32 protein-coding genes, 1 tRNA gene and 1 pseudogene are annotated in these 26,733 nt (G+C 68.2%); 27 read left to right on the plus strand and 7 right to left on the minus strand.

Features of this window, described 5'->3' with window-relative positions; all coding sequences use genetic code 11:
- The first annotated feature begins 32 nt into the window (after nucleotides 1-32).
- The 8 genes from T8T98_RS05460 (at nucleotide 33) to T8T98_RS05495 (ending at nucleotide 4,076) form a co-directional block, all read left to right on the plus strand.
- The gene (locus T8T98_RS05460) at nucleotides 33-242 is read left to right on the plus strand and encodes a YnbE family lipoprotein (protein ID WP_237486780.1); all 210 of its coding nucleotides are present in this window, start codon (nucleotides 33-35) and stop codon (nucleotides 240-242) included.
- Nucleotides 243-253: 11 nt separating this feature from the next.
- A complete protein-coding gene (locus T8T98_RS05465; RefSeq protein ID WP_251105833.1) occupies nucleotides 254-655 on the plus strand; it encodes a YdbL family protein in 402 nt (133 codons plus the stop codon).
- A gap of 127 nt (nucleotides 656-782) precedes the next feature.
- Nucleotides 783-1,118 (plus strand): AtpZ/AtpI family protein, encoded by a 336-nt coding sequence (locus tag T8T98_RS05470; RefSeq protein ID WP_322295864.1) that lies wholly within the window; start codon nucleotides 783-785, stop codon nucleotides 1,116-1,118.
- A 70-nt stretch (nucleotides 1,119-1,188) separates the two neighbouring features.
- Entirely contained in the window at nucleotides 1,189-1,947 is a 759-nt protein-coding gene (locus tag T8T98_RS05475; RefSeq protein ID WP_160733205.1) for a F0F1 ATP synthase subunit A, read from the plus strand.
- 47 nt (nucleotides 1,948-1,994) lie between these two features.
- A complete protein-coding gene (locus T8T98_RS05480) occupies nucleotides 1,995-2,222 on the plus strand; it encodes a F0F1 ATP synthase subunit C (RefSeq protein ID WP_047805836.1) in 228 nt (75 codons plus the stop codon).
- Nucleotides 2,223-2,299: 77 nt separating this feature from the next.
- Entirely contained in the window at nucleotides 2,300-2,794 is a 495-nt protein-coding gene (locus T8T98_RS05485) for a F0F1 ATP synthase subunit B family protein (RefSeq protein WP_251105831.1), read from the plus strand.
- Nucleotides 2,787-3,350, plus strand: a complete 564-nt coding sequence (locus T8T98_RS05490; RefSeq protein WP_251105830.1) for a F0F1 ATP synthase subunit B family protein — start codon at nucleotides 2,787-2,789, stop codon at nucleotides 3,348-3,350. The genes T8T98_RS05485 and T8T98_RS05490 overlap by 8 nt, the downstream gene beginning before the upstream one ends.
- Nucleotides 3,351-3,458: 108 nt before the next feature.
- The gene (locus T8T98_RS05495; protein ID WP_160732652.1) at nucleotides 3,459-4,076 is read left to right on the plus strand and encodes a flavodoxin family protein; all 618 of its coding nucleotides are present in this window, start codon (nucleotides 3,459-3,461) and stop codon (nucleotides 4,074-4,076) included.
- A 12-nt stretch (nucleotides 4,077-4,088) separates the two neighbouring features.
- Here T8T98_RS05495 and gloB read toward each other — a convergent pair whose 3' ends face one another.
- The 3 genes from gloB to T8T98_RS05510 all read right to left on the minus strand — a co-directional run bounded on the left by gloB (nucleotide 4,089) and on the right by T8T98_RS05510 (nucleotide 7,346).
- A complete protein-coding gene (gene gloB / locus T8T98_RS05500) occupies nucleotides 4,089-4,844 on the minus strand; it encodes a hydroxyacylglutathione hydrolase (protein WP_251105829.1) in 756 nt (251 codons plus the stop codon).
- Nucleotides 4,845-4,956: 112 nt separating this feature from the next.
- Entirely contained in the window at nucleotides 4,957-6,657 is a 1,701-nt protein-coding gene (gene rpsA / locus T8T98_RS05505; RefSeq protein ID WP_160732654.1) for a 30S ribosomal protein S1, read from the minus strand.
- Nucleotides 6,658-6,896: 239 nt separating this feature from the next.
- Nucleotides 6,897-7,346 (minus strand): hypothetical protein, encoded by a 450-nt coding sequence (locus T8T98_RS05510; protein ID WP_251105828.1) that lies wholly within the window; start codon nucleotides 7,344-7,346, stop codon nucleotides 6,897-6,899.
- Nucleotides 7,347-7,522: 176 nt separating this feature from the next.
- On the opposite strand from T8T98_RS05510, the gene T8T98_RS05515 reads away from it, so the two are divergent.
- On the plus strand, nucleotides 7,523-10,345 hold the full coding sequence (locus tag T8T98_RS05515; protein WP_322295865.1) for an autotransporter family protein: 2,823 nt from the start codon (nucleotides 7,523-7,525) through the stop codon (nucleotides 10,343-10,345).
- A 58-nt stretch (nucleotides 10,346-10,403) separates the two neighbouring features.
- On the opposite strand, the gene T8T98_RS05520 is transcribed toward T8T98_RS05515, so the two are convergent.
- Entirely contained in the window at nucleotides 10,404-11,030 is a 627-nt protein-coding gene (locus T8T98_RS05520; RefSeq protein WP_160732656.1) for a (d)CMP kinase, read from the minus strand.
- The gene (locus tag T8T98_RS05525; protein WP_251105984.1) at nucleotides 11,027-11,272 is read right to left on the minus strand and encodes a CBU_0592 family membrane protein; all 246 of its coding nucleotides are present in this window, start codon (nucleotides 11,270-11,272) and stop codon (nucleotides 11,027-11,029) included. The genes T8T98_RS05520 and T8T98_RS05525 overlap by 4 nt, the downstream gene beginning before the upstream one ends.
- Nucleotides 11,273-11,608: 336 nt before the next feature.
- On the opposite strand from T8T98_RS05525, the gene T8T98_RS05530 reads away from it, so the two are divergent.
- Complete coding sequence (locus T8T98_RS05530; protein ID WP_251105826.1) at nucleotides 11,609-11,929, plus strand: DMT family transporter; 321 nt, start codon at nucleotides 11,609-11,611, stop codon at nucleotides 11,927-11,929.
- 4 nt (nucleotides 11,930-11,933) lie between these two features.
- Here T8T98_RS05530 and aroA read toward each other — a convergent pair whose 3' ends face one another.
- Nucleotides 11,934-13,247, minus strand: a complete 1,314-nt coding sequence (gene aroA, locus T8T98_RS05535; RefSeq protein ID WP_160732658.1) for a 3-phosphoshikimate 1-carboxyvinyltransferase — start codon at nucleotides 13,245-13,247, stop codon at nucleotides 11,934-11,936.
- 205 nt (nucleotides 13,248-13,452) lie between these two features.
- Here aroA and T8T98_RS05540 point away from each other — a divergent pair, with 205 nt between their 5' ends.
- The 6 genes from T8T98_RS05540 (at nucleotide 13,453) to T8T98_RS05565 (ending at nucleotide 17,190) form a co-directional block, all read left to right on the plus strand.
- Complete coding sequence (locus T8T98_RS05540; protein WP_160732659.1) at nucleotides 13,453-13,779, plus strand: TIGR02300 family protein; 327 nt, start codon at nucleotides 13,453-13,455, stop codon at nucleotides 13,777-13,779.
- A gap of 111 nt (nucleotides 13,780-13,890) precedes the next feature.
- Nucleotides 13,891-13,966, plus strand: a tRNA-Ala gene (locus T8T98_RS05545).
- Between the two features lie 185 nt (nucleotides 13,967-14,151).
- Nucleotides 14,152-15,588, plus strand: a complete 1,437-nt coding sequence (gene ffh / locus T8T98_RS05550; protein WP_251105825.1) for a signal recognition particle protein — start codon at nucleotides 14,152-14,154, stop codon at nucleotides 15,586-15,588.
- 40 nt (nucleotides 15,589-15,628) lie between these two features.
- Nucleotides 15,629-16,108 carry a 30S ribosomal protein S16 gene (gene rpsP / locus T8T98_RS05555; RefSeq protein WP_160732661.1) on the plus strand — a complete coding sequence of 160 codons (480 nt, stop codon included), beginning with the start codon at nucleotides 15,629-15,631 and terminating at the stop codon, nucleotides 16,106-16,108.
- Nucleotides 16,109-16,118: 10 nt separating this feature from the next.
- Entirely contained in the window at nucleotides 16,119-16,607 is a 489-nt protein-coding gene (rimM, locus tag T8T98_RS05560; RefSeq protein ID WP_251105824.1) for a ribosome maturation factor RimM, read from the plus strand.
- A 55-nt stretch (nucleotides 16,608-16,662) separates the two neighbouring features.
- Nucleotides 16,663-17,190 (plus strand): hypothetical protein, encoded by a 528-nt coding sequence (locus tag T8T98_RS05565; RefSeq protein WP_251105823.1) that lies wholly within the window; start codon nucleotides 16,663-16,665, stop codon nucleotides 17,188-17,190.
- Here the strand turns inward: T8T98_RS05565 and T8T98_RS05570 are convergent.
- Nucleotides 17,177-18,103 carry an NAD(P)/FAD-dependent oxidoreductase gene (locus T8T98_RS05570; protein WP_251105822.1) on the minus strand — a complete coding sequence of 309 codons (927 nt, stop codon included), beginning with the start codon at nucleotides 18,101-18,103 and terminating at the stop codon, nucleotides 17,177-17,179. The two genes, T8T98_RS05565 and T8T98_RS05570, sit on opposite strands and share 14 nt — an antisense overlap.
- Nucleotides 18,104-18,145: 42 nt before the next feature.
- Here T8T98_RS05570 and trmD point away from each other — a divergent pair, with 42 nt between their 5' ends.
- The 11 genes and pseudogenes from trmD (at nucleotide 18,146) to rimK (ending at nucleotide 26,693) form a co-directional block, all read left to right on the plus strand.
- Complete coding sequence (trmD, locus tag T8T98_RS05575; protein ID WP_251105821.1) at nucleotides 18,146-18,988, plus strand: tRNA (guanosine(37)-N1)-methyltransferase TrmD; 843 nt, start codon at nucleotides 18,146-18,148, stop codon at nucleotides 18,986-18,988.
- Nucleotides 18,985-19,359, plus strand: coding sequence for a 50S ribosomal protein L19 (rplS, locus tag T8T98_RS05580; RefSeq protein WP_160732665.1), 375 nt, complete (start codon nucleotides 18,985-18,987; stop codon nucleotides 19,357-19,359). The genes trmD and rplS overlap by 4 nt, the downstream gene beginning before the upstream one ends.
- 149 nt (nucleotides 19,360-19,508) lie before the next feature.
- Nucleotides 19,509-20,534, plus strand: a complete 1,026-nt coding sequence (locus T8T98_RS05585) for an aspartate-semialdehyde dehydrogenase (protein WP_251105820.1) — start codon at nucleotides 19,509-19,511, stop codon at nucleotides 20,532-20,534.
- 32 nt (nucleotides 20,535-20,566) lie between these two features.
- The gene (locus tag T8T98_RS05590; RefSeq protein WP_251105819.1) at nucleotides 20,567-21,214 is read left to right on the plus strand and encodes a 2-hydroxychromene-2-carboxylate isomerase; all 648 of its coding nucleotides are present in this window, start codon (nucleotides 20,567-20,569) and stop codon (nucleotides 21,212-21,214) included.
- Entirely contained in the window at nucleotides 21,211-21,648 is a 438-nt protein-coding gene (locus tag T8T98_RS05595) for a GyrI-like domain-containing protein (RefSeq protein WP_251105818.1), read from the plus strand. The genes T8T98_RS05590 and T8T98_RS05595 overlap by 4 nt, the downstream gene beginning before the upstream one ends.
- Nucleotides 21,649-21,702: 54 nt before the next feature.
- Nucleotides 21,703-21,816 (plus strand): annotated as a pseudogene (locus tag T8T98_RS05600) (2-hydroxychromene-2-carboxylate isomerase); the annotation flags it as partial.
- A complete protein-coding gene (locus T8T98_RS05605) occupies nucleotides 21,813-22,544 on the plus strand; it encodes a hypothetical protein (protein ID WP_251105817.1) in 732 nt (243 codons plus the stop codon). The pseudogene T8T98_RS05600 and the gene T8T98_RS05605, both read left to right, overlap by 4 nt.
- Before the next feature lie 12 nt (nucleotides 22,545-22,556).
- Nucleotides 22,557-23,312: an alpha/beta fold hydrolase gene (locus T8T98_RS05610; protein ID WP_251105816.1), complete on the plus strand. Its 756-nt coding sequence runs from the start codon at nucleotides 22,557-22,559 to the stop codon at nucleotides 23,310-23,312.
- 112 nt (nucleotides 23,313-23,424) lie between these two features.
- The gene (locus T8T98_RS05615) at nucleotides 23,425-25,272 is read left to right on the plus strand and encodes a M2 family metallopeptidase (protein ID WP_251105815.1); all 1,848 of its coding nucleotides are present in this window, start codon (nucleotides 23,425-23,427) and stop codon (nucleotides 25,270-25,272) included.
- Nucleotides 25,273-25,312: 40 nt separating this feature from the next.
- On the plus strand, nucleotides 25,313-25,777 hold the full coding sequence (locus T8T98_RS05620) for an ATP-dependent zinc protease family protein (protein WP_407675098.1): 465 nt from the start codon (nucleotides 25,313-25,315) through the stop codon (nucleotides 25,775-25,777).
- 10 nt (nucleotides 25,778-25,787) lie between these two features.
- The gene (gene rimK, locus T8T98_RS05625; protein ID WP_251105814.1) at nucleotides 25,788-26,693 is read left to right on the plus strand and encodes a 30S ribosomal protein S6--L-glutamate ligase; all 906 of its coding nucleotides are present in this window, start codon (nucleotides 25,788-25,790) and stop codon (nucleotides 26,691-26,693) included.
- Nucleotides 26,694-26,733 lie beyond the last annotated feature (40 nt).

The following is a 26,733-nucleotide window of genomic DNA, read 5'->3' on the forward strand; positions in this document are numbered from 1 at the left end:
CTGCCCGCTGCGCGGCTGCGACAACCCTGGCGATGCAGGGGGGAGCGCGGCCAATCACGCGCGCGATCCGTTCGCTGGTGCTGGTAACGGCCGGCGCGGCGGCACTGGGCGGCTGCATCTCGGTGGAGGCGCCCGAACGGCCGATCGTGATCGAGCTGAATATCAACATCCGGCAGGAAGTGATCTATCGCCTCGCGGCAGACGCGGGCAACACGATCGAGGAAAACGCGGACATCTTCTGATGGGAACCGGCATGAAAACGACATTGACCCGCAAGCTCTCGCTCGCCGCAGCCGCTTTCGCGCTGGCGGGCGGGGCGATCCTGGCCACCCCGGCGCAGGCGCAGCGCGATCCGGCCTACGAGGCCGCGCGCGCCGCCGGCAAGGTGGGCGAACGGATGGACGGCTATCTCGGCATCGTCGGCGCCGCCACGCCCGATCTCCAGCGCATGGTCAACGACATCAATATCAAGCGTCGCGCGGTCTATGCCCAGCGGGCGCAGGCCGCCAATGCGACGGTGGAGGAATATGCGCTGACCGCCGGCTGCATCGCGATCGCGAAGACCGTTCCGGGGGAGAAGTACCAGGCGCCCGACGGTTCGTGGCAGACGCGCACCAGCGCGCCGCCGCAGCGCGACAGCCGCTGCCCGGCCTGATCGCGCGCCGCGCAGGCCCCGGCCGGGGCAAGCCGCCGATTGACTCGCCAAAAGGGGCGGCCTAAGGGGGCGGCGCCCTCGGCGGGCAGGTGTTGCGCATGTCGCGGATTCCCCTAAGGAACACGGCATGAGCGACGAAAAGCCCGCACGAGAACCAATCGCCGAGGATGCGCGCATCGACGCGCTCGAAGAGCGGCTCAAGGCCGCACGCGAGCGCGAAGACAACCGCAACCGGCCGCAGGGTCAGGGCGCCGATGCGAATTACCGCAGCGGCAACCGGGTCCTGGCGGATCTTCTCGGCGGTATTCTCGGCGGCCTCGTGCTCGGTTGGTTGGTCGATACCTTCGCCGGCACGTCGCCCTGGGGTCTGTTGGCCGGCCTGTTCCTCGGGATAGTGGTGGCCTTCAGGAACATTTTCCGGATGGCGAACACGCGCTCCGACGACTCCTCCAGCGAGGGGTAGCCGCGAGCGCGAATGTTCATGAGGTAGGGACGTAACAGCCGTGGCAGCCGAACCGGCAAAGGTCGACCCGATGTACCAGTTCACGATCGAGCCGATGTTCGGCTCGCAGAACTGGGAACTGGCGGGCTATAACATCGCCTTCACCAACAGCGCGCTGTGGATGCTGATCACGACCGTGATCCTGGGCATCTTCGTATGGGGCGGGACGAAGCGCCAGCTCGTGCCCGGCCGCTGGCAGATGGCGGTCGAAACCTTCACCGGTTTCATCGACGACATGCTGGAAGCGAACATCGGCAAGGCCGGGCGCAAGTACGTGCCCTATGTCTTCTCGCTGTTCATGTTCATTCTCTTCGCCAACCTCCTCGGCCTCCTGCCGCTCGGCGTGGTCGGCCTCCACCCGTTCACTTTCACCAGCCATTTCACGATCACCGGCGTCCTGGCCGCGATCAGTTTCTCGATCGTCCTGATCGTCGGCTTCTGGAAGCACGGTTTCCATTTCTTCAGCCTGTTCGTCCCGCACGGGACCCCGCTGCCGATGATCCCGGCGATCTTCCTGATCGAACTGGTCAGCTTCGCCGTGCGCCCGTTCAGCCTCGCGCTGCGGCTGTTCGTCGCGATGATGGCCGGTCACGTCCTGCTGGAGGTGCTGTCCAGCTTCGTGATCGACGGCACCAATGCCGGCGTCGGTTTCGCCGCGCTGGTCGGCCTGCCCAGCTTCCTGCTGATGATCGGCATCTGCGCGCTGGAAATCCTGGTCGCGGGCATCCAGGCCTACGTGTTCGCTCTCCTGACGTCGCTCTACATCAACGACGCCGAGAACCTTCACTGAGTTTTACCAACCCGAATTAACGTATTCGATCCAAAGGAGTTTTTGAAATGGACGTAGAAGCTGCAAAGCTGGTTGGCGCCGGTCTCGCCGCTATCGGTGCGGGCATGGCCGCGATCGGTGTGGGTAACGTGTTCGGCTCGTTCCTCGAAAGCGCGCTGCGCAACCCGGGTGCCGCCGACGGCCAGCAGGGCCGCCTGTTCATCGGCTTCGCCGCTGCCGAGCTTCTCGGCCTGCTGGCGTTCGTCGTGGCGATGATCCTGATCTTCGTCGCCTGATCGACCGATACCCGTCGCCGGCCGGGCCAGCCCCGGCCGGCACGCCTTTTTCCGCCTGACTTCCGGGACGTGCTTCGATGCCCCAGATAGCCCAGCTCGCAGATACCTATTCCAGCCAGATCTTCTGGCTGCTGGTGTTCTTCGGGATCGTCTTCTTCGTTGTCGGCCGGGGCATGGTGCCCAAGGTGATGGACACCGTTTCCCAGCGCGACAGCCAGATCGCCGCCGATCTTGCCGCTGCCGAGGCCGCGCGCAGCCAGGCGGACGAGGAAGAGGAAGCCTGGCGCACGCGCGAGAACGAGAATCGCGCCGCCGCGCAGGCCCTGGTCGCCCAGGCCAAGGCGGATGCGGCCGCGGCCAGCGAAAAGAAGCTTTCGGCGGCGCAGAAGCGCCTCGATACCAAGCTGGCCAAGGCCGAAGCCGAGATTGCCGAGGCGCGCAAGACGGCCCTGGCCGAAGTGGAAGACGTGGCGGCCGATGCGGCCCGCGACATCGTCCAGCGCCTTGCCGGGGCCAGCGTGACCCCGGCCAGCGCCAAGAAGGCCGTGAAGGAGGCCCTGAGCCATGGCTAACACGCCGGAAGTGTTCACGACCGACGAGACCGAGGCGCAGACCGTGATCGAACACGGTTCGGCCGAACACGTCGAGCCGGAGCTGTTCGGGCTGGCCCCGTTCCAGATCGTCGCGGTGGCGATGACCGTGCTGATCCTGATCGCGGTGTGGAAGAAAGTCCCCGGCATGATCGTCGGCGGGCTCGACAACAAGATCGCCGCGATCCGCCAGCAGCTCGACGAGGCGAAGACCCTTCGCGCCGAGGCCGAAGCCCTGCGCGACGAGTATCGCCGCAAGGTCGCCGGGGCGGAGAAGGACGCCGAGGCGATGCTCGACAACGCGCGCCGCGAAGCCGACGCGATCCTCGCCAAGGCGGAAGACGACAGCAAGGCGATGGTCGAACGGCGCAAGCGGATGGCCGAAGACAAGATCGCCGCGGCCGAGCGCGAGGCGGTGGAGGACGTGCGCAACCGCGCCGCCGCCGCCGCTGCCGAGGCTTCGCGCAAGCTGATCGCGCAGAAGCACGACGCCGACGCCGATCGCAGGCTGGCGGACGAGCTGATCGCCAGCCTCTGATCGCCAACCTCTGATCGCCAACCTCTGATCGCCAGCCTGCGGGCACCGCGCGCCGCCCGGAACGATAGAAGGGCCGTGTGCTTCTTCCTGTGAAGACAGGAGAATCACATGGCCCTTTCCGCAATTGCCCTCAACTGCACGCTCAAGTCCTCCGGCGACGAGGCGAGCTCGACCGACGCGATGATCGCGGTGCTGCGCGATGCCTTCGCCCGGCACGACGTTACGCTGTCCGAAACGCTGCGCATCGCCGATTACAACGTCCTGCCCGGCGTCACGTCGGACGAGGGGGAGGGCGACGACTGGCCGCGGTTGCGGGAAAAGATCCTCGCCCACGACATCCTCGTCTTCGGCGGCCCGATCTGGCTGGGCCAGATCAGCTCGATCGCCAAGCGCGTGCTCGAACGGATGGACGCATTCTTGAGCGAGACCGACGAGAAGGGGCGGATGCCCAGCTATTCCAAGGTCGCCGTGGCGGCGATCGTCGGCAACGAGGACGGCGCGCACTGGGCCTCGTCCCAGCTGTTCCAGTCGCTCAACGACACCGGGTGGACGATCCCCGCCGCCGCGGCCTGTTACTGGGTCGGCGAAGCGATGGGATCGACCGACTTCAAGGACCTCGACCAAGTTCCCGACAAGGTGTCCGAAACCGCCGCGATGGTGGCCGGAAATGCCGCGCACCTCGCCGGCCTGCTGAAGGACAGCCCCTACCCCGGGCAGGAAGGCTGAGCGCGCGCGCCGTCAGAATGCGTCCTTCGCGGCGCGCAGCGCGGCGAAAGTCTCGTGCGGGGCGTTGCCGCCCCAGCGATCGCGCAGGCCCGCGTCGTCGGCGCGGAGGAAGGGATTGGTCTCCAGCTCGCGCGAGAGCGGCATGGGCACGGTCGGTTCGCCTTTGGCGCGGCGCCGATCGATTTCCTCGGCATAACGGCGCAGGGCGGTATTGTTCGGGTCTGCATGGAGCGCGAAGCGCGCGTTGGCCTGGGTATATTCGTGCGCGCAATAGAGCGTGGTGTCGCGCGGAAGGGCCCTGATTCGCTCCAGGCTGGCCCAGAACTGTTCGGCCGTGCCCTCGAACATGCGGCCGCAGCCGAGCGCGAAGACGCTGTCGCCGACGAAGGCCATGCCGGCATCGGGCAGGTGATAGGCGACGTGCCCCTGCGTATGCCCGCCGACGTCGATCACCTGCGCCGCGTGCGTGCCGAGCGTGACCCGGTCGCCGTCGGCCACGACACGATCGATCGGGGACAGCTTCTCCACTTCGCGCGGGGCGACGACCGTGGCGCCGGTCGCTTCGACGATCGCCGCGTTCCCGCCGGCATGGTCGGGGTGCCAGTGGGTGTTCCAGACCTGGGTGATGCGCCAGCCCTTCGCCGCCGCCTGGCGCAGGTATTCCGCGCCGTCGGGGGTGTCGATGCAGGCGGTTTCGCCGCTGGCGGGATCGTGCAGCAGGTAGCCGTAGTTGTCGCCGAGGCAGGGGAACTGGTGAACGTCGAGCATGGCGCCCATCCTAGGCCGGTGGCGCGCCATAGGAAAGGCCCGCCTGCCACGGGGCAGACGGGCCTTCCGACAGGTTCGGCAACCCCGCCGTCGCGGGGGCGCCGGTCCCGGATCAGTCTTTCTTCTTCAGCGCTTCGCCGAGGATGTCGCCGAGCGACGCGCCGCTGTCGGACGAACCGAACTGCGCCACGGCTTCCTTCTCTTCGGCGATCTGGCGCGCCTTGATCGAGAAGTTCGGCTTCTTCGAACGGTCGAACCCGGTGACCATGGCATCGACCTTCTGGCCCGGCTGGAACCGGTCGGGGCGCTGCTCGTCGCGGTCGCGGCCGAGGTCCGAACGCTTGATGAAGCCGGTCGCGCCGTCTTCGCCGACCTGCACTTCCAGCCCTCCGTCGCGCACTTCGAGCACGGTGACGGTGACGGTTTCGCCCTTGCGCAGGCTGCCCGAAGCGCCCGCCTCGCTCGGCGCACCCTTTTCGAGCTGCTTCATGCCCAGGCTGATGCGTTCCTTGTCGACATCGACGTCGAGAACGACCGCCTCGACCTGTTCACCCTTGCGGTGCAGCGCCAGCGCGTCTTCGCCCGAGATGCCCCAGGCGATGTCCGACATGTGGACCATGCCGTCCACGTCGCCGTCGAGGCCCACGAACAGGCCGAACTCGGTGGCGTTCTTGACTTCGCCCTCGACCTTCGAGCCGATCGGGTGCTTCTCCGCGAATTCTTCCCACGGATTGCGCTGGGCCTGCTTGAGGCCGAGCGAGATGCGGCGCTTCTCGCTGTCCACTTCCAGCACCATGACTTCGACTTCCTGCGAGGTCGAAACGATCTTGCCCGGGTGGACGTTCTTCTTGGTCCAGCTCATCTCGGACACGTGGACGAGACCCTCGATGCCCGGCTCCAGCTCCACGAAGGCGCCGTATTCGGTGATGTTGGTGACGGTGCCGGTCAGCTTCGCGCCGACCGGGTACTTGGCACCGACGCCTTCCCACGGATCGCTTTCGAGCTGCTTCATGCCCAGGCTGATGCGCTGGGTTTCCTCGTTGATGCGGATGATCTGGACGGTGACCGTCTGGCCGATCTCGATGATCTCGCTCGGGTGGTTGACCCGCTTGTAGCTCATGTCGGTGACGTGGAGGAGGCCGTCGATCCCGCCCAGGTCCACGAAGGCGCCGTAGTCGGTGATGTTCTTGACGACGCCGTCGATCACCTGGCCTTCGGACAGCTTGTCGATCAGCTCGCTGCGCTGTTCGGCGCGGGTTTCTTCCAGCACCGCGCGGCGCGAGACGACGATGTTGCCGCGGCGGCGATCCATCTTCAGGATCTGGAACGGCTGCGGCATGTCCATCAGCGGGGTAACGTCGCGCACGGGGCGGATGTCCACCTGGCTGCCGGGCAGGAAGGCCACGGCGCCGTCGAGGTCGACGGTGAAGCCGCCCTTGACCCGGCCGAAGATGCGCCCTTCGACGCGCTTGCCTTCGCCGAATTCGTTTTCGAGCTTGTCCCAGGCGGCTTCGCGGCGGGCGCGGTCGCGGCTGAGCATCGCCTCGCCCTCGGCGTTTTCGACGCGGTCGACGTAGACTTCGACTTCGCTGCCGACTTCGAGCCCGTGCTCGTCATCGACGCGCATGAATTCCTTGAGGTTGACGCGGCCTTCGCTCTTCAGGCCGACGTCGATCACGGCCATGCCGTTTTCGATCGCGGTGACGGTGCCCTTGACGACGCGGCCTTCGAAGCCTTCGTCGCCGGCGCCGCCGAGCTGTTCGTTGAGCAGCGCCTCGAAATCGGCGCGCGTGGGATTGGCGGAAGTTGCCATAGAGTTGGTGATCCTGTTCACGTTTTGCTTCCGGCCACCGGTTTTACCGGGGTCTTTCACCGCTTCCGCCGCACTATTGCGACGGCTGGCGGGGCAAGAGGGCCGCTGCCGCACGGGCCGGATGCCTTCGCGCGGGTCCTGTCAATCGAACGATCAAGAGAACGGGCGCGCGCCTAGATCACGCGCGGGCAGATTGCAAGGTTTTTGGGCCGGGCCGCCGGCGGTGCGAGCCGCGCGGATCAGAGCTTGGAAACTATGCCGTAGGCCGCGTCGTCGGTCCGCTTGCCCACGGCCGTGCTGCCGCGCGGGCAGCCGGTGGCCGCGAGCGCCGTGCCGAGGTGCGCGCGGGCCCGCGCGATCGAGGCCTTGAGCGCGGCCCCGTCCTGCCCGCGCGCGGCCTCAAGCAGCGAGCGGGCACGGTCGAGTTCGGCCCGTATCGCCGCGTCGTCGCGGCACTTGACCGTCAGCGTCCGGCCCAGCCGCGCGCGGTCCATGGCCTGGCGCTGGGCCTGCGCGCCGACGCGGTCGGCGGGGCTGGCCTCTTCACCGTCTTCGCCAAGCGCCTCCTCGTCGGCGTCCTGGCTCTTGGTCTGGGTAACGGCGATCAGCTTGTCGATGCCGCTTTTCTGCGCCTGCGCGGCGGTGGCGGGTGCGGCGAGCGCTGCGGCCGCGAGCATGATGCGAAGCATTGTCCGATCCTTTCTGCTGCCCGCCCGTGCATAGCACGAAACGCCCGGAGGCGGGAGCGAAGGGAGCGAGGTGCGAAGTGTGCCGCGCAACGAATTGATAACGCTTGCCCGTCAGCGTCCTTCGGTGAAGCGCCGGCGCGAAGACCGGCCGCCAGCGGTGCAGGGGAGAAATCGATATGCGTGCAATGGCCGATCGTCGTCGCAACGGGGCGCCCGCCGGGGGGCTGCCCCGCCGGGCGGGGCACAGGCCCTGGCTGATGGCGGGCGCGGCCGGCATTGCGCTGTGCCACGCGGCGCCGGCGCAGGCGGACTGCGACTTCGTGCCCACGGCGGGCGACGACACCCACGTCTGCGACAGCGGCAGCTCGGCCGGCGGCCTCGACGATGTCGGCGGCGACAACACGCTGACTTTCCCGGCCGGCGGATCGGGGACGGTCGCTGGCGACGTGAACTTCGGCGGCGGCGCCGATGCGATCGTCATGGAATCGGGCACGATCGCGGGCGCCGTCCACCAGGGCGACGGCGACGACCGGTTCGAGATCGCCGAAGGCACGGTGACCGGCAATGTCCAGCAGGGCGACGGGCTGGACGACTTTGCGATGACCGGCGGCCAGATCGATTCGCTCAACCAGGGCGGGGATCTCGACACGTTTCTCATGTCGGGCGGTCGGATCGTCGATGCCTTCGACGACGGCGATCACGCCGTCATGACCGGGGGCCGGATCGGCCGGGTCAACCTGAAGCTGGCCGACAACGTGTTCGACATGTCGGGCGGGACGATCGATCGCAACCTCGTGGCGGGCTTCGGCGACGACACGATCGTCCTCTCGGGCGGCACGATCGGCGGCAATATCAGCGTTTCGGGCGGAACCGACAGCGTCACGATCACCGGCGGCTCCGTCGGCGGGGAAATCCGCATGAGCTCGGGCGACGACCTGCTGACCTGGGACGGGGGCGGCATCGTCCACGGCGCGATCGACATGAGCCGCGACGACGACAGCGCCGTGCTCGCCAATCTGACCGACGCGAACCTTGGCGCCGTGCCCGAAATCGCGGGCGGCGACGGGGTGGATGCGCTGACGCTCGCCAACGTGACGACCGGCGAAGTCGCGCGCTTCACCGGCTGGGAAACGATCGCGCTGACCGACGATACCGAGATCGCCTTTGCCGATACGCTCGTGCTGGGTGACGTGGGCACCGGCACCGGGACCCTGACGATCGATGCTTCCAGCACGCTGTTCGGCGGCGGCGCGCACGCCGGCGTGGCCGCGTTCGCCGCGGGCGCGACGGCCACGCTGGTCAACGCCGGGCGGATCGACCTGACCGGTGGCGGTTCCGGCCCCGGCGACACCTTCACCGTGGCCGGCGATTACGTGGGGGAGGGCGGTCTGTTGCTGCTCGACACGGTCCTGGGCGACGACAGCTCGCTGTCGGACCGGCTGGTGATCGACGGCGGCACCGCCACCGGCACGACCGGCGTGACGATCCTCAACGCCGGCGGCGCGGGCGCCGAAACGACCGCCGACGGCATCCTGGTGGTCGAGGCGCTCAACGGGGCGAGCACGGCCAGCGGGGCATTCGCGCTCAATCACCGGGTCGCGATCGGCGCGTTCGAGTATTTCCTCTTTCGCGGCGGCCTGTCGAACGGCACGGGCGAGAACTGGTATCTGCGCTCGACTCTGGCGAACCCGCCGGCCGACGTGGCGCAGCCCGAGCCGGCGCCGGCGCCGCCGCCCAACCAGCCGCCCCCTCCGCCGCCGCCGCCGGTCGCACCGGAGCCGCCGGCCCCGCCGCCGGCACCGGTTCCGCCGCCGCCGCCGCTGCCGCCCGAGCCGACCCCGGCGGACCCCGATCCGGTCGATCCCGCGCCCCCGGTCGAAGAGGGCACCCCGCCGCCGCCCGCGCCGCCGCCGCCCGCGCCTGCGCCGCAGCCCGATCCCCCGCCGCCGCCGCCGCCCGTGCCGGAAGACCCCGCGCCGGTGCCGGTGGCCGAGGCCCCGGTCGCGCCGCCCACCCCCGGCGCCACCGCCGACACGCGCGAGGTCGTGCCGCTCTATCGGCCCGAAGTCCCGGCCTTCGTCGCGCCGGTCGCGGTCATGCATCACCTGTCGCACCTGTCGCTCGGCACGTTTCACGAGCGGCGCGGCGAGCAAGGGATCTTGCGCGGCGGGGGCATCCTGCCCGCGACCTGGGGCCGGCTGTTCGCCGAGGACAGCGAGATCAAGTGGCGCGGCGACGTCGCGCCCTCGTTCGACGGCGATTTCTCGGGCTTCCAGGTCGGCCAGGACCTCGTCGGCCTGGGCGGGGAAGGGGGCGACACGCTGCGCCTCGGCATCTTCGGCGGCCGGATCACCGGCGACGGCACGGTGCGCGGCCGCTCGATCGGCTGGAACGATCTCACCGTCGGACAGGTCGAGGTGCGAAGCACGACGTTGGCCGGATATGCCAGCGTGGTCGGGGCCGATGGCTGGTACGTCGATGCGGTCTTCGCGCGCAACTGGTTCGAAGGCAGCGCCTCGGCCGATACGGGCATGGCGATCGATCTCGACGGGACCGGGCTCGCCGCCACGTTGGAGGCCGGCTACCCGCTCGCGCTCTCGCCCCGCTGGACCCTCGAGCCGCAGGCCCAGATCGAGTGGCGCGAGGTGCGGCTGGACGACCGCGAGGACGCCTTCTCCACGATCGGCTACGCGCGCGGCGACGCGTTGGCCGGGCGTCTCGGTCTGCGGCTGGCGGGCGACTATGGCGAGGGCGGGGCGCGGATACTGCCCTATGTCCACGCCAGCGTGCTGCACGGCCTTTCGGGCAGCCAGGCGGTGCGGTTCGGCAGCGATGCGATCCGGACCGACTTCGACCGCACCGCGTTCGAGGGCGGGGCCGGCGTCGTCGCCCGGCTGGGCAATGTCGCGCTGCACCTGAAGGGCGATTACGCGCTCGACGCGGGCGGCCCGCGCAACCGGCGGCTGAGCGGCACGGCGGGGCTGACGATCGCCTGGTGACCGCGCCGCCGGCCCGGCGCGTTGGCCTGGCCCGGGCAAGCCGGGCGGTCCAGCCGGCCTAGGCGGCGTCCAGCGCGGTCCGCGCCGCTTCGATCGCGGCGGCGATCGCCTGGTCGCGGTCGAGCGCGGAAGTATCGATCACCAGCGCGTCGGGCGCGGCGACCAGCGGGGCATCCTTGCGCTCCATGTCGCGCGCGTCGCGGCGGCGCAGGTTGGCGGCGATGTCCTCCAGCGTCGCCTCCGCGCCGCGGTCGTGCATTTCCTGCCACCGGCGGAGCGCGCGCGCCTCGACGCTGGCGGTCACGAACAGCTTCACTTGCGCTTCCGGTGCGATCACCGTGCCGATGTCGCGCCCGTCGAGCACGGCGCCGCCGGGGCGCGTGGCGAACGTGCGCTGCCGTTCGAACAGCGCCTGGCGTACGACGGGGTGGATCGAGACCCGGCTGGCCAGCCCGCCGGTATCCTCGTCGCGCAAGTGCGGATCGGCCAGCAGCGCATCGGGAAACGCGGTTGCCGCCAGCGCGTCGGCCGGATCGTCCGGGTCGCCCCCGTCGAGGAAGACCTGCCGCCCGACCGCGCGGTAGAGCAGCCCGGTGTCGAGATGCGGCAGGCCGAAATGCGCGGCCAGCGCGCGCGCGATCGTGCCCTTGCCCGAGGCGGTGGGGCCATCGACTGCGATGATCATTGCCGTTCTCCTTTCCCGGCGGCCGTGCGGGCCGCGGGGCGCCGCGCGAGGAAGGCCTTGACCAGGCCGTAGACCGCGATCGCGGCCCAGAACCCTTCGAGCACCAGGCTGGCGAGGTTGGTATAGACCAGCAGCGAGATCGTCAGCAGCGCCGCGCCCAGCAGGTTCGTGCCGTGCTGCACGAACGGGTCGGGATTGTCGCGCACGGTCTGGTAGGCATAGGCCGCGATGATGCAGGCCATCCCGGCGAAGCCGATGTAATTGGCCAGCTCCGGCCCGGGGTAGGGCAGGCCCAGTTCGGCGCCGAGCGACCAGGCCGGCGTGGCCTGGCTGCCTTCGGGAATGCCGTTGCCGGCCATGGTCATTTCTGTCGCTCCTGCAAATTGCGCGGGCCGCGCGATCGGCTGCGGGGCCCGTTGGGATTCCGTTCGGGCCCTTAAAGAGCCGTTCAAGGATTGAGAACCGCAAAGGCGCACCCTATCTGGCAGGCGCGCCGGCCACGTCCGCGCGTGCCCCCTCGCGGGCGATCAAGACCGGGACGGCCCGGCAGTCGCTGCAATGGAACCAAGGGGGCTGTTATGGCCTGGATATTTCTGTTTGTCGCCGGCCTGCTGGAAACGGTCTGGGCCTATTCGATGAAGCTTTCCGACGGGTTCACCCGGCCGGTCGCCTCGATCGTCACGGTCGTCGCCATGATCTTCAGCTTCGCCCTCCTGGCCCTGGCCATGCGGGCGCTGCCGCTGGGCACGGCCTATACGATCTGGACCGGGATCGGGGCGGTCGGGGCTTTCGTGCTCGGCATCGTCCTGCTGGGCGAGGCGGTGACGCCGATGCGCCTGTTCGCCGCGGGCCTGATCGTCTCGGGCATCGTGCTGATGAAGCTGTCCAGCCCGGCGTGATGCGCTAGCGCGCGTCCGCCGTCCCGGTCGCGCGGGCAAGCAGGTCGGTGAAGGCCGGGAAACTGGTCGCGATCGGGCGCGTGTCGTCCACTTCCACCCCGGCCCGGCTGGCAAGGCCGGCGACGGCCATGCTCATCGCGATCCGGTGGTCGAGATGGGTGGCGACCGCGGCGGCGGGCTCGGTCCCCGCCAGCGGTTCGCCCGCCGTGCCCGCGACGACCAGCCCGTTTGCGCTTTCCTCCACCCGGGCGCCGGCGGCGGCGAGCGCGGCGGCCATGGCCGAGAGGCGATCGCTTTCCTTCACCCGCAGTTCCTCCAGCCCGCTGGTGCGGGTCGTGCCTTCGGCCAGCGCGGCGGCCACGAACAGGATGGGAAACTCGTCGATCATGCTCGGCGCGAGCGCCGGATCGACGTCGATCCCGCTCAGCGGGGCATGGCGCACGCGCAAGTCGGCGACCGGCTCCCCGCCCACGGTGCGCGGGTTTTCTTCCGTAATGTCGGCGCCCATCTGGCGCAGGACGCCGACCAGGCCGGCGCGCGTGGGGTTGAGGCCGACGTTCTCGATCGTCAGGTCGCTGCCTTCGACCAGGCTCGCCGCGACGAGGAAGAAGGCCGCGGACGAGGGATCGCCGGGAACCTCGATCGCCCGGGGCGAAAGCTCCGCCTCGCCGTGCAGGCGGATGATCCGCTCGCCGCCGATCTCCTCGACATCGATCTGCGCGCCGAAGCCGCGCAGCATCCGTTCGGAGTGGTCGCGCGTCGGCACCGGCTCGATCACCGTGGTGATGCCCGGGGTGTTGAGCCCGGCGAGCAGCAGCGCGCTCTTCACCTGGGCGCTGGCGACGGGCAGGCGATATTCGATCGGCACCGCCGGGCACAGCCCCTCCACCGTCAGCGGGAGACGTCCGCCGGGCGAGGCGGTGAAGCTCGCGCCCATTTGCGAAAGCGGCTCGATCACGCGGCCCATCGGGCGCTTCGTCAGGCTGGCATCGCCGGTCAGCACGGCGGTGATCGCGTGGCTCGCGAACAGACCCATTAGCAGCCGGGTGGACGTGCCCGAATTGCCCATGTCGAGCGCGCCTTCGGGTTGCAGCAGCGCGCCCACGCCGACGCCGTGGATCGACCAGGTATCGCCCTGCTTCTCGATCCGCGCGCCGCAGGCCCGCATCGCGGCGGCGGTGGCCAGCACGTCTTCGCCCTCCAGCAGCCCGCTGGCCCGGGTTTCGCCCACCGCCAGCGCGCCCAGCATCAGCGCGCGGTGGCTGATCGACTTGTCGCCCGGCACGCGAATTGTCCCGCGCAGGGGGGAAGAGGGCATGAAGCGGCGGGGGCGGGGCTGCGCGTGCAAGAGAGATCCTTCACCAGGCGGGGCGAACGGCCGCGGCTTTTGACAGCGCGATTGCCCTATGGCAAGGCGCGCGCCGCATGCGGTGCGCTCTTGATTCCCGTTGCGGCCGCACCCATCACGTTACACTTTCGGATTTCTGCCCCGTCGTGGCGGCGGGCGACGTTAAGGATTGACAATGGCCAAGCCAGAATGGGGCACGAAGCGTACGTGCCCGAAGTGCGGTGAACGTTTCTACGACCTGGGCAAGGACGACCCGGTCACCTGCATCGAGTGCGGCGAGGAATGGACCCCCGAACCGGTGCTGAAGACCAAGCAGCCGATTCCGTTCGAGGAAGAGGAAAAGAAGGACAAGGAAGCCGACAGCGACCTGGGCGGCGACGACCTCGAGGATATCGACGTCGACGACGATCAGGATTCGCCCGACAACGAGGTGGACCTCGGCGGCGACGACGATCTCGGCGTTTCCAAGGGCAAGGGCGACGACGAAGAGGAAGACAGCTGAACTTTTCCGCGAAATCGCACTTGCCAAGCCGGGCCGCTCTCAATAAAGGGCGGCCCTCCCGCTTCGGCGGGCCGGTTCGCCACCCAGTGCGCGCCGGAACATGACTGGAACGGGGCCGTAGCTCAGCTGGGAGAGCGCTACAATGGCATTGTAGAGGTCAGGGGTTCGATCCCCCTCGGCTCCACCAGTTACCGGATCTGCCGACATCCGGCCATCGGGGCCTTCGCGCCGCCGCTGACCGGATCTCGACATGCCCGGATAGGAATTTGGGTTTACAAGGGGTTCGCCCCACGCTGGCCGACGAGGTTTCGTCCGCCGGCGTTTTTCGCGTTTGGCCCGCCGACCGGGCCGCAGACCTGTATGGAGTAGGCGATGTTCGACAACCTGTCCGACCGGCTCGGCAACGTGTTCGACCGCCTGCGTGGTCGCGGGGCGCTGTCGGAACAGGACGTGCGCGATGCGATGCGCGAAGTGCGCGTCGCGCTGCTCGAAGCCGACGTCGCGCTGCCGGTCGTGCGCCGCTTCATCGATGCCGTGACCGAGAAGGCGATCGGGACCGAGGTTCTCAAGTCGGTCACCCCCGGCCAGCAAGTCGTCAAGATCGTCAACGACGAGCTGGTCGAGATGCTCGGCGGGGAAGAGGTCGAAGGCCTCACGCTCGAGGCGAAGCCCCCGGTCGTGATCATGATGGTCGGCCTCCAGGGCTCGGGCAAGACCACGACGACCGCCAAGCTGGGCAAGCTGCTGAAGGAACGTCACGGCAAGAAGGCCCTGATGGCCTCGCTCGACGTCAATCGCCCCGCGGCGCAGGAGCAGCTGGCGGTGCTGGGCGAGCAGGTGAGCGTGGCGACGCTGCCGATCGTCGCCGGGCAGCAGCCGGTCGATATCGCCCGCCGGGCGATGGAATCGGCGAAGCTGCAATCGGCCGACGTCCTCCTGCTCGACACCGCCGGCCGCCTGCACGTGGACGAGGCGCTGATGGCCGAGATGAAGGCCGTCGCCGGCGTCTCCACGCCGACCGAGGTCCTGCTGGTGGTCGATTCGCTGACCGGGCAGGACGCGGTCAACGTCGCCAGAAGCTTCACCGAGGAAGTGCCGCTGACCGGCGTCGTGCTGACCCGGATGGACGGCGATGCGCGCGGCGGCGCCGCGCTCTCGATGCGGCATGTCACCGGCAAGCCGATCAAGTTCGCCGGCACGGGCGAGAAGCTCGACGCGATCGAGGCCTTCGATCCCAAGCGCGTGGCCGGCCGCATCCTCGGCATGGGCGACGTCGTCAGCCTGGTCGAGAAGGCGGCGGCGACGATCAAGGAGGAAGAGGCCGAGGCCATGGCCAAGCGCATGGCCAAGGGGCAGTTCGACCTCAACGACCTGCGCACCCAGCTGCGCCAGATGCAGAACATGGGTGGCCTGGGAATGCTGGCCGGGATGCTGCCCGGGATGAAGAAGGCCAAGGCGGCGCTGTCGCAGTCGGGGATGGACGACAAGGTCCTGGTCCACATGGACGCGATCATCGGGTCGATGACGCCCAAGGAACGCGCCAACCCGGCGCTGATGAACGCCAAGCGCAAGAAACGCGTCGCGGCCGGCAGCGGCCTGCAGGTGCAGGACGTGAACAAGCTGCTCAAGATGCACCAGGAAATGAGCCGCGCGATGAAGCAGATCAAGAAGATGGGTGGCCTCAAGGGGCTCGGCGCGCTGCTGGGCAGCGGCGGCATGGGCGCCGCCATGCCCGGCCTGGGCGGCCCGGGCGCGGGGCCGGGCGGGATGCCGCCGGGGCTTCCCGGTCTCCCTGGATCGAAGAAATAATTCGTTTATTCAGAAATTTACTTTGGAAAGGTAACGTACAATGGCAATTGCACTTCGTCTCTCGCGCGGTGGCGCGAAGAAGCGGCCCTATTACCGCATCGTCGCGGCCGACAGCCGCAAGCCGCGCGACGGCCGCTACCTGGAGCAGATCGGGACCTACAACCCGCTGCTCGCCAAGGACGACGAGAAGCGCGTCCAGCTGAACGAGGACCGCGCCCGTTACTGGCTGAGCGTCGGCGCCCAGCCGAGCGACCGCGTCGCCCGCTTCCTCGACGCCGCCGGTATCCGCGAGCGTGCCGCGCGCAACAACCCGAACAAGGCCGAGCCGGGCGAGAAGGCCAAGGAACGCGCCGAGGAAAAGGCCGCGAAGCTGGCCGAGGCCGAGGAAGCCAAGAAGGCGGCCGAGGAAGAGGCCAAGGCCGCTGCCGAAGCACCGGCCGAGGAAGCGCCGGCCGAGGACGCTGCTGGCGAGGAAGCGCCGGCCGCCGACGAATCGAGCGAAGAGAAGTCGGAAGGCTGAGCGCCTCGCGATGAATGACAGGCCCGTCACCCTTGCCGCCGTCGCCGGCGCGCATGGCGTGACGGGCGAAGTCCGCCTCAAGCTGTTCGGCGACGGGGTGGATTCGCTGCGCGCGCACGAGGCCTTCAACGATGGCGCGCTGACATTGCTGAAAGTCCGCAGCGACAGGAAGGGCGGGGCGATCGCCCGCTTCGCCGAGATTGCCGATCGTGCCGCGGCCGAGCGCCTGCGCGGCACCGCCCTCACCGTTCCACGCAGCGCGCTGCCCGCGCTCGACGACGGCGAGTACTACCACGCCGACCTGCTGGGCCTTTCCGCCCAGACCGAGGGAGGCGAGCCGCTCGGCACCGTCGTCGCGGTCGAGAACTTCGGCGCGACCGACCTGGTCGAGATCGAGCGGCCCGATGGCAAGCGGTTCATGGTGCCGCTGATCGACGCGGCCGTTCCCGGCTGGGACGCGGCGCGCCTGGTCGTCGCCGCCGCTTTCGCGGAGCAATAGCCGGCACCCGGCGAGATTTTGCGGAACTGCGGCGCTGCTCCCTCGCTGAAAGGGCATGACACAGCGACCGATCCTGACCGCCTTGCCCTTCCTCCTCGCGCTTGCCGCCTGCGGCGCGCCGGAACCCTCCGGCGAACCGGCCGATGCCGGTGCCGACACCGATGCCGGCGCGATTGACCATATCGACCGCCCGGCAGCCTCTCCCGACAACGCGCCGGCGGAGCCTGTGCGCGATCGCGACCCGGCGCGGACCGGCAGCATTCCGCTCACCGCGTCCTACGTGCGCGGTTCGTGGGTCGCCAAGGGCGTCGAGGCCGACTGCGACCGGCCCGATTTCCAGGTCCGCGCCAATCGCGGCGGCGACCACGTGATCGAAACCAGCGTCAACGGCATCCCCGCCACCGGGCGCGTCGCCCTGGGCGAAGACCCGGCCCTGCGCTGGGACGAGGGGATTCCGCCGCTTCCGATCGCGGCGCGCGGCCCCGACGGGCTAGCCGTCATGCCGTCGTCCGGCGAACGCGAGGTGACGCTCGCCGGCCAGCCGATCACCGGGGACGGCGTGGTCTTCGTCAAGTGCGGCTGACCGGCTGACGGCGGAGCGGGCGTTCGCGCGCCAGGTGGTTGCGGATGGTCGTCGCGGCGACCCCGGCCTGGCCCATCGCGTGGCTGATCTGGTCGAGCCCGATCACCACGTCGCCGGCAGCAAACAGGCCGGGCACGCTCGTTTCCAGGTGATCGTCGACCGCGATACAGCCGTCCTCGCTCGTCCCGGCCCCGGCCAGTCCCGCCAGCTCGGAGCGGACATGGGTGCCGAGCGCCGGATAGACGCTTTCGAAGGCCATGCGCCGTTCGGCCGTGTCGAAAGCCAGCCGATCGCCCTCGATCGCGAAGCCGCCGCAGGGGCCGGGAACGCGGGCGATCCCCGCGTCGTCGAGCCGGGCCGAGCACTCCGCGTCGAGGTCGTGGTCGCCGTGGGGGCTGACGAGCGTCAGGTCGGCGGTGAAGCCGCGCAGGAACAGCGCTTCCGCCGTGCCATGCTTTCCGGTGCCGATCACCGCGACCTTGCGGTCGGTGACCTCGTATCCGTCGCAGACCGGGCAATAGCGGATCAGCCCGCGGGCGAGCGCGGCGTCGTGCAGCTCGTCGGCCAGGGCATCGGGCCGGCGGTTGACGACCCCGGTGGCGAGCAGGACGGTGCGCGCGGTAAAGGTTCCCGCCGCGGTGCCCACGGTGAAGCGGTCGCCGGCCTTGGCCAGATGCTCGACCCGCGTTTCCTCGCGCAGGGCGCCGTACTTGCGCGCCTGCGCGTTCATCCGGCGCAGAAGCTCCTTGCCCGCGATCCCGTCGGGATAGCCGGCATGGTTGTGGGTGCAGGGTATCCAGGCCGCGCGGCTGGTGCCGCAGTCGAACAGCCGGATCGAGAGGTGATAGCGCGCGAGATAGATCGCCGCGGTCAGGCCGGCCGGGCCGGCGCCGATGATGATGCAGTCGTCCATCCTGCTTGCTAATCCCCTTCCGCCTGGCGCATGGGCGTGGTCATGACTTTTGCCGCCACCATTCTAACGCTCTATCCCGAGATGTTTCCCGGGCCGCTCGGCGTTTCGCTGGCCGGGCGCGCGCTGGAGCGGGGCGACTGGGCCTGCGAGACCGTGCAGATCCGCGATTTCGCCACCGACCGGCACCGCACGGTGGACGACACGCCGGCCGGGGGCGGGGCGGGCATGGTGCTGAAGGCCGACGTGCTGGCGAGGGCGCTGGATTCGGTGCTGGCGAAGCCCTATCCCCTCCAGGGGAGAGCGTTGGGAGAGGGGGACGCGGCACCGGTAGCGGGCGACCCCCTCCCCCCGACCCCCTCCGCTGAAGGGGAGGGGGGGAGGCCCGTCCTCGCCATGACGCCACGCGGCGAGCCGATCACGCAGGCGCGGATTCGCGAGCTGGCGGCGGGCCCGGGCGTGGTGATCCTGTGTGGCCGGTTCGAGGGGTTCGACGAGCGCCTGTTCGAAGCGCGGCCGCAGATCGAACAGGTCAGTCTCGGCGACGTGGTCCTCTCGGGCGGAGAGCCCGCCGCGCTGGCGATTCTCGACGCTTGCATTCGCCTGCTTCCGGGCGTAATGGGCGCGCCTTCCAGCGGGGCCGAGGAATCCTTCGAAGAAGGGCTTCTCGAATACCCGCAATATACCCGACCTGTCGAATGGGAAGGGCGCAGGATCCCTGAAGTGCTGCGATCGGGGGATCATGCGAAGATCGCGGCGTGGCGCAGGCAACGCAGCGAGGATGACACACGGTCACGCAGGCCGGACCTTTGGGAGCGTTACTGTGACGCTCGGGACCGACCTGCCTCTGGCGCGCAGCGAAAAGACGTAGGAAGACCAGGCAAATGAACCTGATCCAGCAGCTCGAGGCCGAAGCCATCGAGAACCTCGGGAAGGACATTCCCGAATTCCGCGCCGGCGACACCGTGCGCGTCGGCGTGAAGGTCGTCGAAGGCACGCGCGAGCGTGTGCAGAATTTCGAAGGCGTGGTGATCGCCCGTTCGAACCGCGGCATGGGTTCGAACTTCACCGTGCGCAAGATGAGCTTCGGCGAAGGCGTGGAGCGCGTGTTCCCGCTCTATTCGCCGGTCGTGGACAGCATTACCGTGGTTCGCCGCGGCGTCGTGCGCCGGGCGAAGCTCTACTACCTGCGCGGCCGCACCGGTAAATCGGCCCGCATCGCCGAGCGCCGCGACAGTCGCCCGACCGCGAAGGCCTGACAGCCTCCGACCGGGAACGAGACAAGCGAAGGGGCGCTCCGGCACAGGGTCGGGGCGCCCCTTTTGCTTGGCCCGGCACAATTTCAATTGCGGTTGCGCGCGCCCCGCGGGGCGCTAGGCACGCGACCGGAACCAGCTAGGAGCAGCAGATGGGATATCGGGTGGCAATCGTCGGCGCGACCGGGAACGTCGGGCGCGAGATGATGCAGATTCTCGCCGAGCGCGAGTTTCCCTGCGACGAAGTGGCCGCGGTGGCCAGCTCGCGTTCGGTGGGGACCGAGGTCGAATTCGGCGACACCGGCAAGATGCTCAAGTGCAAGAACATCGAGCATTTCGATTTCACCGGCTGGGACATCGCCCTGTTCGCCGCCGGCAGCGGCCCGGCGAAGGAATATGCGCCCAAGGCGGCGGCCGCCGGCTGCGTGGTGATCGACAATTCCTCGCTCTACCGGATGGAGCCGGACGTGCCGCTGATCGTGCCGGAGGTGAACCCCGACGCGATCGACGGCTATACCGCACGCAACATCATCGCCAATCCCAACTGCTCGACCGCGCAGCTCGTCGTCGCGCTCAAGCCGCTGCACGATGCGGCGACGATCAAGCGGGTCGTCGTCAGCACGTACCAGTCGGTTTCCGGCGCGGGGAAAGCGGGGATGGACGAGCTGTTCGAACAGAGCCGCGCGATCTTCGTCGGCGACCCGGTCGATCCGAAGAAGTTCACCAAGCAGATCGCCTTCAACGTCATCCCGCACATCGACGTCTTCTTGGACGACGGTTCGACCAAGGAAGAATGGAAGATGGTGGTCGAGACCAAGAAGATCCTCGATCCGAAGGTGAAGCTTAACGCCACTTGCGTGCGCGTGCCGGTCTTCGTCGGTCATTCCGAAGCGGTCAACATCGAGTTCGAGAACGAGCTTTCGGCCGAGGCGGCGATGGATATCCTGCGCGAGGCGCCGGGAATCATGCTCGTCGACAAGCGCGAGGACGGCGGATACGTCACCCCGGTCGAGAGCGCGGGCGACGGCGCGACCTATATCAGCCGCGTGCGCGAAGACCCGACGGTCGAGAACGGCCTGACGCTGTGGTGCGTCAGCGACAACCTGCGCAAGGGCGCCGCGCTCAACGCGGTGCAGATCGCCGAACTGCTCGGCCGGCGGCACCTGAAGAAGGGGTGACGCGCGCCGGGCCTTGCGGCACAAGGCGCCGCATGACCCTGTCCGCCGAACTCTATTTCAGCTTCCGCAGCCCGTACAGCTACCTCGCCATGGGCCGCTATCGCGCGATGGCGAGGGACTGCGCGGTCGATATCGCGCTGCGTCCCGTCTATCCGCTGGCCATCCGCCAGCCGGATTTCTTCGAGCGCAATCATCCGAACTGGCTGCAATACACCTTTCTCGACATGGCGCGCGTGGCGCAGTTCCACGACATCCCCTTCGACCTGCCGCGCCCCGATCCGATCGTGCAGGACGTGGCGACCCGCCGGATCGCGCCCGAGCAGCCCTATATCCGCCGGATCACGCGGCTGGGGCAGGCGGCGGCGCGGCGGGGCCGGGGGCTGGCCTTCGCGCACGAGGCCGCGCAGCTGATCTGGGGCGGGGCGGAAAACTGGCACGAGGGCGATCACCTCGCCGGAGCGGCAGAGCGGGCCGGGCTCGACCTCGCCGAGCTGGACCGCGAGGTGGCGGCCGAGCCCGAAACGCTCGACGCCGAGATCGCGGCGAACCAGCAGGCGCTCGAGGATGCCGGCCACTGGGGCGTGCCGACGCTGGTTTTCGACGGCGAGCCGTTCTTCGGGCAGGACCGGATCGCCATCGCCCGGTGGAGGATGGAGCAGAAGGGACTGGAGAAACGATGACCGCGATGCTGGCCGAACATCCGCCCCGCCGCCTGGCGGGCCTGGCATGGGAAGGAACATATGCCGAGGCGGCGGCGGGCGCCGTTCGCCGACTGATGGAGGAGCTGGAGAGCAAGCTGGGAGAGCGCCCGGAGACGCTCTGGGGCGTTTCGTGGGAGGATCGCCCCGACGGCTTCCGCCATTTCGTCGGGGTCGAATCGGAAGAGGCCGTGCCGGGGCTGGAGAGCCTCGATCTGCCTGCCCTGTCCAGCCTGAGCGCCGACCACGCGGGCGGCGACGCCACCGGCGTCTATGGCGAATTGCAGGCGACGCGCGACGCGCGCGGCCTGGCCCGGCGGCCCGGCGGGCCGGACATGCTCGACGAACATCGCCGCGACGGATCGCCGCCGATGCGCGCGCACCTCGTCGTTTCGCAGCGCGACAGCGATCGATAGGTCCGGCATGGGCGAGCTTTCGCACCAGACGGTCACCGCGTTCGATGGCACCGAGCTGGCCGTTGGGGTGTGCCCACGCTGGTTATCGACGGGGAGCCGTTCTTCGGCCAGGACCGGATCGCAATGGCGCAATGGCGGATGGAACAGAAAGGGCTGGTGGAACGGTGAACTGGGAGAGATTTTTCTTCTGTCTCGGTCGTTTCAACGCGGTGGCCATTGCGTTGATCGTGATCGGATCCGCGATCCTGATGTTGCTTTCTGGCTATTGGCCATACTCAGATGATAGCCGGACCGAGGGAAGACCCTACGGTTCGGAACACAACAAAATCTCTCGGTTGATAGGGCAAGGGATCGACACCGCTGACGGTCAACTCGTTGCATACTACGAGGAAGGCGATGACAATGAACGCGATGATCTTGGAGGAATTACGCTAGTGAATCCAAAATCGGGCGAATCTGTCGAACTTGCGGTGAGCCCACAAGATTCGCTCATAATGTTCGAACTGATCTTCGATCATGGGGGTGAAGAGCCCAAGGTTGTCGGTTACGTAGCTTCGGTCGCGAGTTCTTCTCAGTATCCTCAGGGGCGAGCCGATTTGATCGTTGGCGCTTTGCCTGCGATGACCCGCACTGTAGTCGCAGAAGATGTACGGTACGTCGATCTGCCGACAGTTCGAGGCAACAATACGGTCGGAATGATTGTCTGGCCCACAGAAGATGACGCGAAGGTGATTGGTGTCGACTTGATCACTGGACGAATCATCGACAGCGCAAAAATCGCACTGCCAGCACCTCGATCGAACACGCTTTCGCACGGACCTGGCGTTGCCGACGATCCCGGGTTACGGCGTGATCCGGGATACGGTAGGGCTCCGGTGAGTGTCTTTGAACACTGACCCATGGATCGAATGGATACGCAAAGAAGTTTTTCGTTTTCTTCGTTCGACGGCACCGAACTGGCCGTGCACCGGATGGGTGCCGGCCGGCCCGTGGTGCTCCTCCACGGCCTGTTCTCGAGCGCGGAGATGAACTGGGTCCGCTTCGGCCACGCGGGCAAGCTGGCGGACGCGGGGTTCGAGGCGATCATGCCCGACTTGCGCGCGCACGGGGCAAGCGGCAAGCCGCACGACCCGGAAAGCTATCCGCCCGGTGTCCTGGCGCGCGATGTCGCGGCGCTGGTCGCCGCGCTGGAGCTGGACGATTACGACCTCGTCGGGTTCTCGCTCGGCGCCCGCACCGCGGCCCGTTCCGTGATCGAGGGGCAGCGCCCTCGCCGCCTGGTGCTGGCCGGCATGGGGCTGGAGGGGCTGGCCGGCTGGAGTGGTCGCTCGGCCTATTTCATCGATGCGATCGACCGTTTCGACCAGGTGAAGCGCGGCGATCCCGCCTTCATGCCGGTCAGTTTCATGAAGACGATGAAGATCGACCGCGTCGCCGCGCGGCTGCTGTTGCAGGCGGTGGACGACACCGACCCGGGGGAACTGGCGCGGATCACGATGCCCACGCTCGTCCTGTGCGGGGACAAGGACGACGACAACGGCTCCGCCGAACGGCTGGCGGCGACTTTGCCCGATGCCCGCCACGTCACGATTCCCGGCACGCACATGGGCTCGGTAACCGAGGGGGCGCTGGGCGACGAACTGGTCGCCTTTCTCGCCGGCTGAGGTTCCGGCTGGCGGGCCGACGCGCCTATCGGCTTGATTCACCTCGCGCTGCGGCTAACAAACCGGTATCTGCGGAAACCGCATTGCCGATCGAGAGAGGACCGCCACCGCCATGAAATTCGCATCCGTCGCACTCGCCGCGCTCGCCGTATCGCTTGCCACGCCTGCCGCCGCGCAGCAGGGGGGCCAGGAAAGCGCCGCCGCCACCGCGCACTACCCGATGACGCCCGAAGGCGCGGCCGAATGGGTTGAGATGGTCGAACAGGACCTGTTCGACTACTCGGTGCGCGCGAGCCGGGTCTACTGGGTGAATGCCACCTACATCACGCACGACACCAATGCGCTCGCGGCGCAAGTGGGGGCCGAGGGGACGGAGAAGTCGGTCAACTACGCGCTCGAGGCGGCGAAGTTCGCGCAGGTCGAAGGGCTCGACCCCGATGTCGCGCGCAAGCTCGACATCCTGCGCAACGGGATCGTCCTGCCCGCTCCGACGACCGAGGGCGCGGCGGGCGAGCTGAACCGGATCGCGACCGACCTGCAGAGCCAGTACGGCAAGGGCAAGGGCACGCTGAACGGGGAGCCGATCTCCGGCTCCGACATCGAGGCCGAGATGGGCAATCTCGAACACACGCCCGAGGAATATGCCGAGATGTGGGCCAGCTGGCACGACAATGTCGGCGCGCCGATGAAGGAGGACTACGCCCGCCTGGTCGAGATCGCCAACGAGGGCGCGGCCGAGCTCGGCTTCGACAATGTCGGGGCGATGTGGCGTTCGGGCTACGACATGGACCCGGACGAATTCACCGCCGTGACCGACCGCCTGTGGGAAGAGACCCGCCCGCTCTACGAGGCGCTGCACACTTACGTCCGCTGGAAGCTGAACGAGAAATACGGCGATGCGGTCCAGCCGCCTGCCGGGCCGATCCGCGCCGACCTGCTGGGCAACATGTGGGCCCAGGAATGGGGCAACATCTACCCGCTCGTCGCGCCCGAGGGCGCGGGCGAACTCGGATACGACATCGGCGAACTGCTCGAAGCGCAGGGCAAGGGCCCGCTGGACATGGTCAAGGCGGGCGAGGACTTCTTCTCCTCGCTCGGCTTCGAACCCCTGCCGGAGACGTTCTACGAACGCTCGATGTTCACCAAGCCGGCCGACCGCGAGGTCGTCTGCCATGCCAGCGCATGGGACATCGACAACAAGGACGATATCCGGATCAAGATGTGCATCAAGGTGAACGCCGACGATTTCGTCACGATCCACCACGAGCTGGGCCACAACTATTACCAGCGCGCCTACAAGGACCAGCCCTATCTCTACCTGAACGGCGCGAACGACGGTTTCCATGAGGCGATCGGCGACATGATCGCGCTGTCGATCACGCCCGAATACCTGGTGCAGATCGGCCTGCTCGATCGCAGCCAGGTGCCGGGAGCGGACAAGGACATCGGCCTCCTGCTCCGGCAGGCGATGGACAAGGTCGCCTTCCTTCCCTTCGGCCTGCTGGTGGACAAGTGGCGCTGGGGCGTGTTCGACGGTTCGATCAGCCCGGCGGAATACAACACCGCCTGGGTCGACCTGAAGCGCGATTACCAGGGGATCGAGCCGCCGGTGGAGCGCCCGGCCGATGCCTTCGATCCGGGCGCGAAGTACCACATCCCCGGCAACACGCCCTACATGCGTTACTTCCTCGCGCGGATCCTGCAGTTCCAGTTCTACGAGGCAGCGTGCAAGCAGGCCGGATGGGACGGGCCGCTGCACCGCTGCAGCTTCTACGGCAACGAGGAAGTCGGCCGCAATCTCAACGCGATGCTGGAAATGGGCGCGAGCAAGCCCTGGCCCGACGCTCTGGAGGCCTTCACCGGCACGCGCGAGATGAGCGCGCGGCCGATGCTCGAATATTTCGCCCCGCTGAAGGCATGGCTGGACGAGCAGAACAAGGGCAAGCCCTCCGGATGGTGAGCGTGCCGGCGGGCGAGTGCGGCGGCCGGGCGATGCGCGCTTGAGCGGCCCGGAAACGCGCATGGCGACGGTGGGCTGGCGCGAGCTGGTCCACCTGCCCGAACTGGGGCTGCACAATGTCCCGGCCAAGATCGACACGGGGGCGCGGACATCCTCGCTCCATGGCGTCGTGTTGGAGAAGTTCGCGCGCGACGGCGCGGAATACGTGCGTTTCGCGGTCGATTTCGAACGCCAGCACGTCCGCCAGGTGTGCGAGGCGGTGCACGTCGACAGGCGCGGCATCACCAGTTCCAACGGCAAGACCCAGTTTCGCTATGTCATCAAGACGCCACTGAGGATCGGTAATCTCGAATTCCGTGCCGAGATCAGCCTTGCCGATCGTTCGGACATGAAATTCCCGATGCTTGTCGGCCGTTCTGCGCTAAGGCGCCGGTTCGTCGTCGACTCGGGGCATTCGTGGCTTCAAACCCCCGGGCTCGAGGTGGAAAAAGGCTACAAACCATGATCTTGCAGCCATGAAAATCGCCATGCTCGCGCGCAACGCGGAACTCTATTCGCACCGGCGACTGGTCGAGGCGGCGGAGGAGCGGGGGCACACGCTCGACATTCTCAACACCTTGCGCTGCACCGTCCATATCGCCAGCCACCGGCCGACCGTCAGCTACAACGGCGAAACGGTGAGCGGATATGACGCGGTGATCCCGCGCATCGGCGCATCGATCACCAATTACGGCCTGGCGATCCTGCGCCAGTTCGAGATGGCCGGGGTCTGGCCGCTGAACGAAAGCGTCGCGATCGGGCGCAGCCGCGACAAGCTGCGTTCGATGCAGATCCTTGCCAAGCATGGCCTCGGCCTGCCGCTGACCGCCTTCGCCCACGATCCGAAGCAGACCGGGGAAGTGATCCGGTCGGTCAAGGGGCCGCCGGTGGTGATCAAGCTGCTGGAGGGGACGCAGGGGATCGGCGTCGTCCTGGCCGAGACGGAAGCGAGCGCGAAGTCGGTGATCGAGGCGTTCCGCGGGGCCAACGTCAACATCCTGGTGCAGGAATTCATCAAGGAAGCCGGCGGCACCGATATCCGCGCGCTGGTGATCGGGGGCAAGGTGGTCGCCGCGATGCAGCGCACCGGCGCCCCCGACGATTTCCGGTCCAACCTACACCGGGGTGGCAGTGCGAAGCTGATCAAGATCACGCCCGAAGAACGCTCGACCGCGGTGCGCGCCGCGCGCAAGATGGGCCTCAACGTCTGCGGCGTGGACATGTTGCGCAGCGATCACGGCCCGGTGATCATGGAAGTCAATTCCTCGCCCGGGCTCGAGGGGATCGAGGCCGCGACGGGCAAGGACATCGCCGGCATGATCATCGATTTCGTCGCCGCCAATGCCAAGGCCTGGAAAACCAGGACGAAGGGGAAGGGGTGAGGGAACCTCCCTCCGTCGCCCGGGCCTGACCCGGCGGCGA

This window comes from Pelagerythrobacter marinus, assembly GCF_034375205.1.
Taxonomy (GTDB): domain Bacteria; phylum Pseudomonadota; class Alphaproteobacteria; order Sphingomonadales; family Sphingomonadaceae; genus Pelagerythrobacter; species Pelagerythrobacter marinus.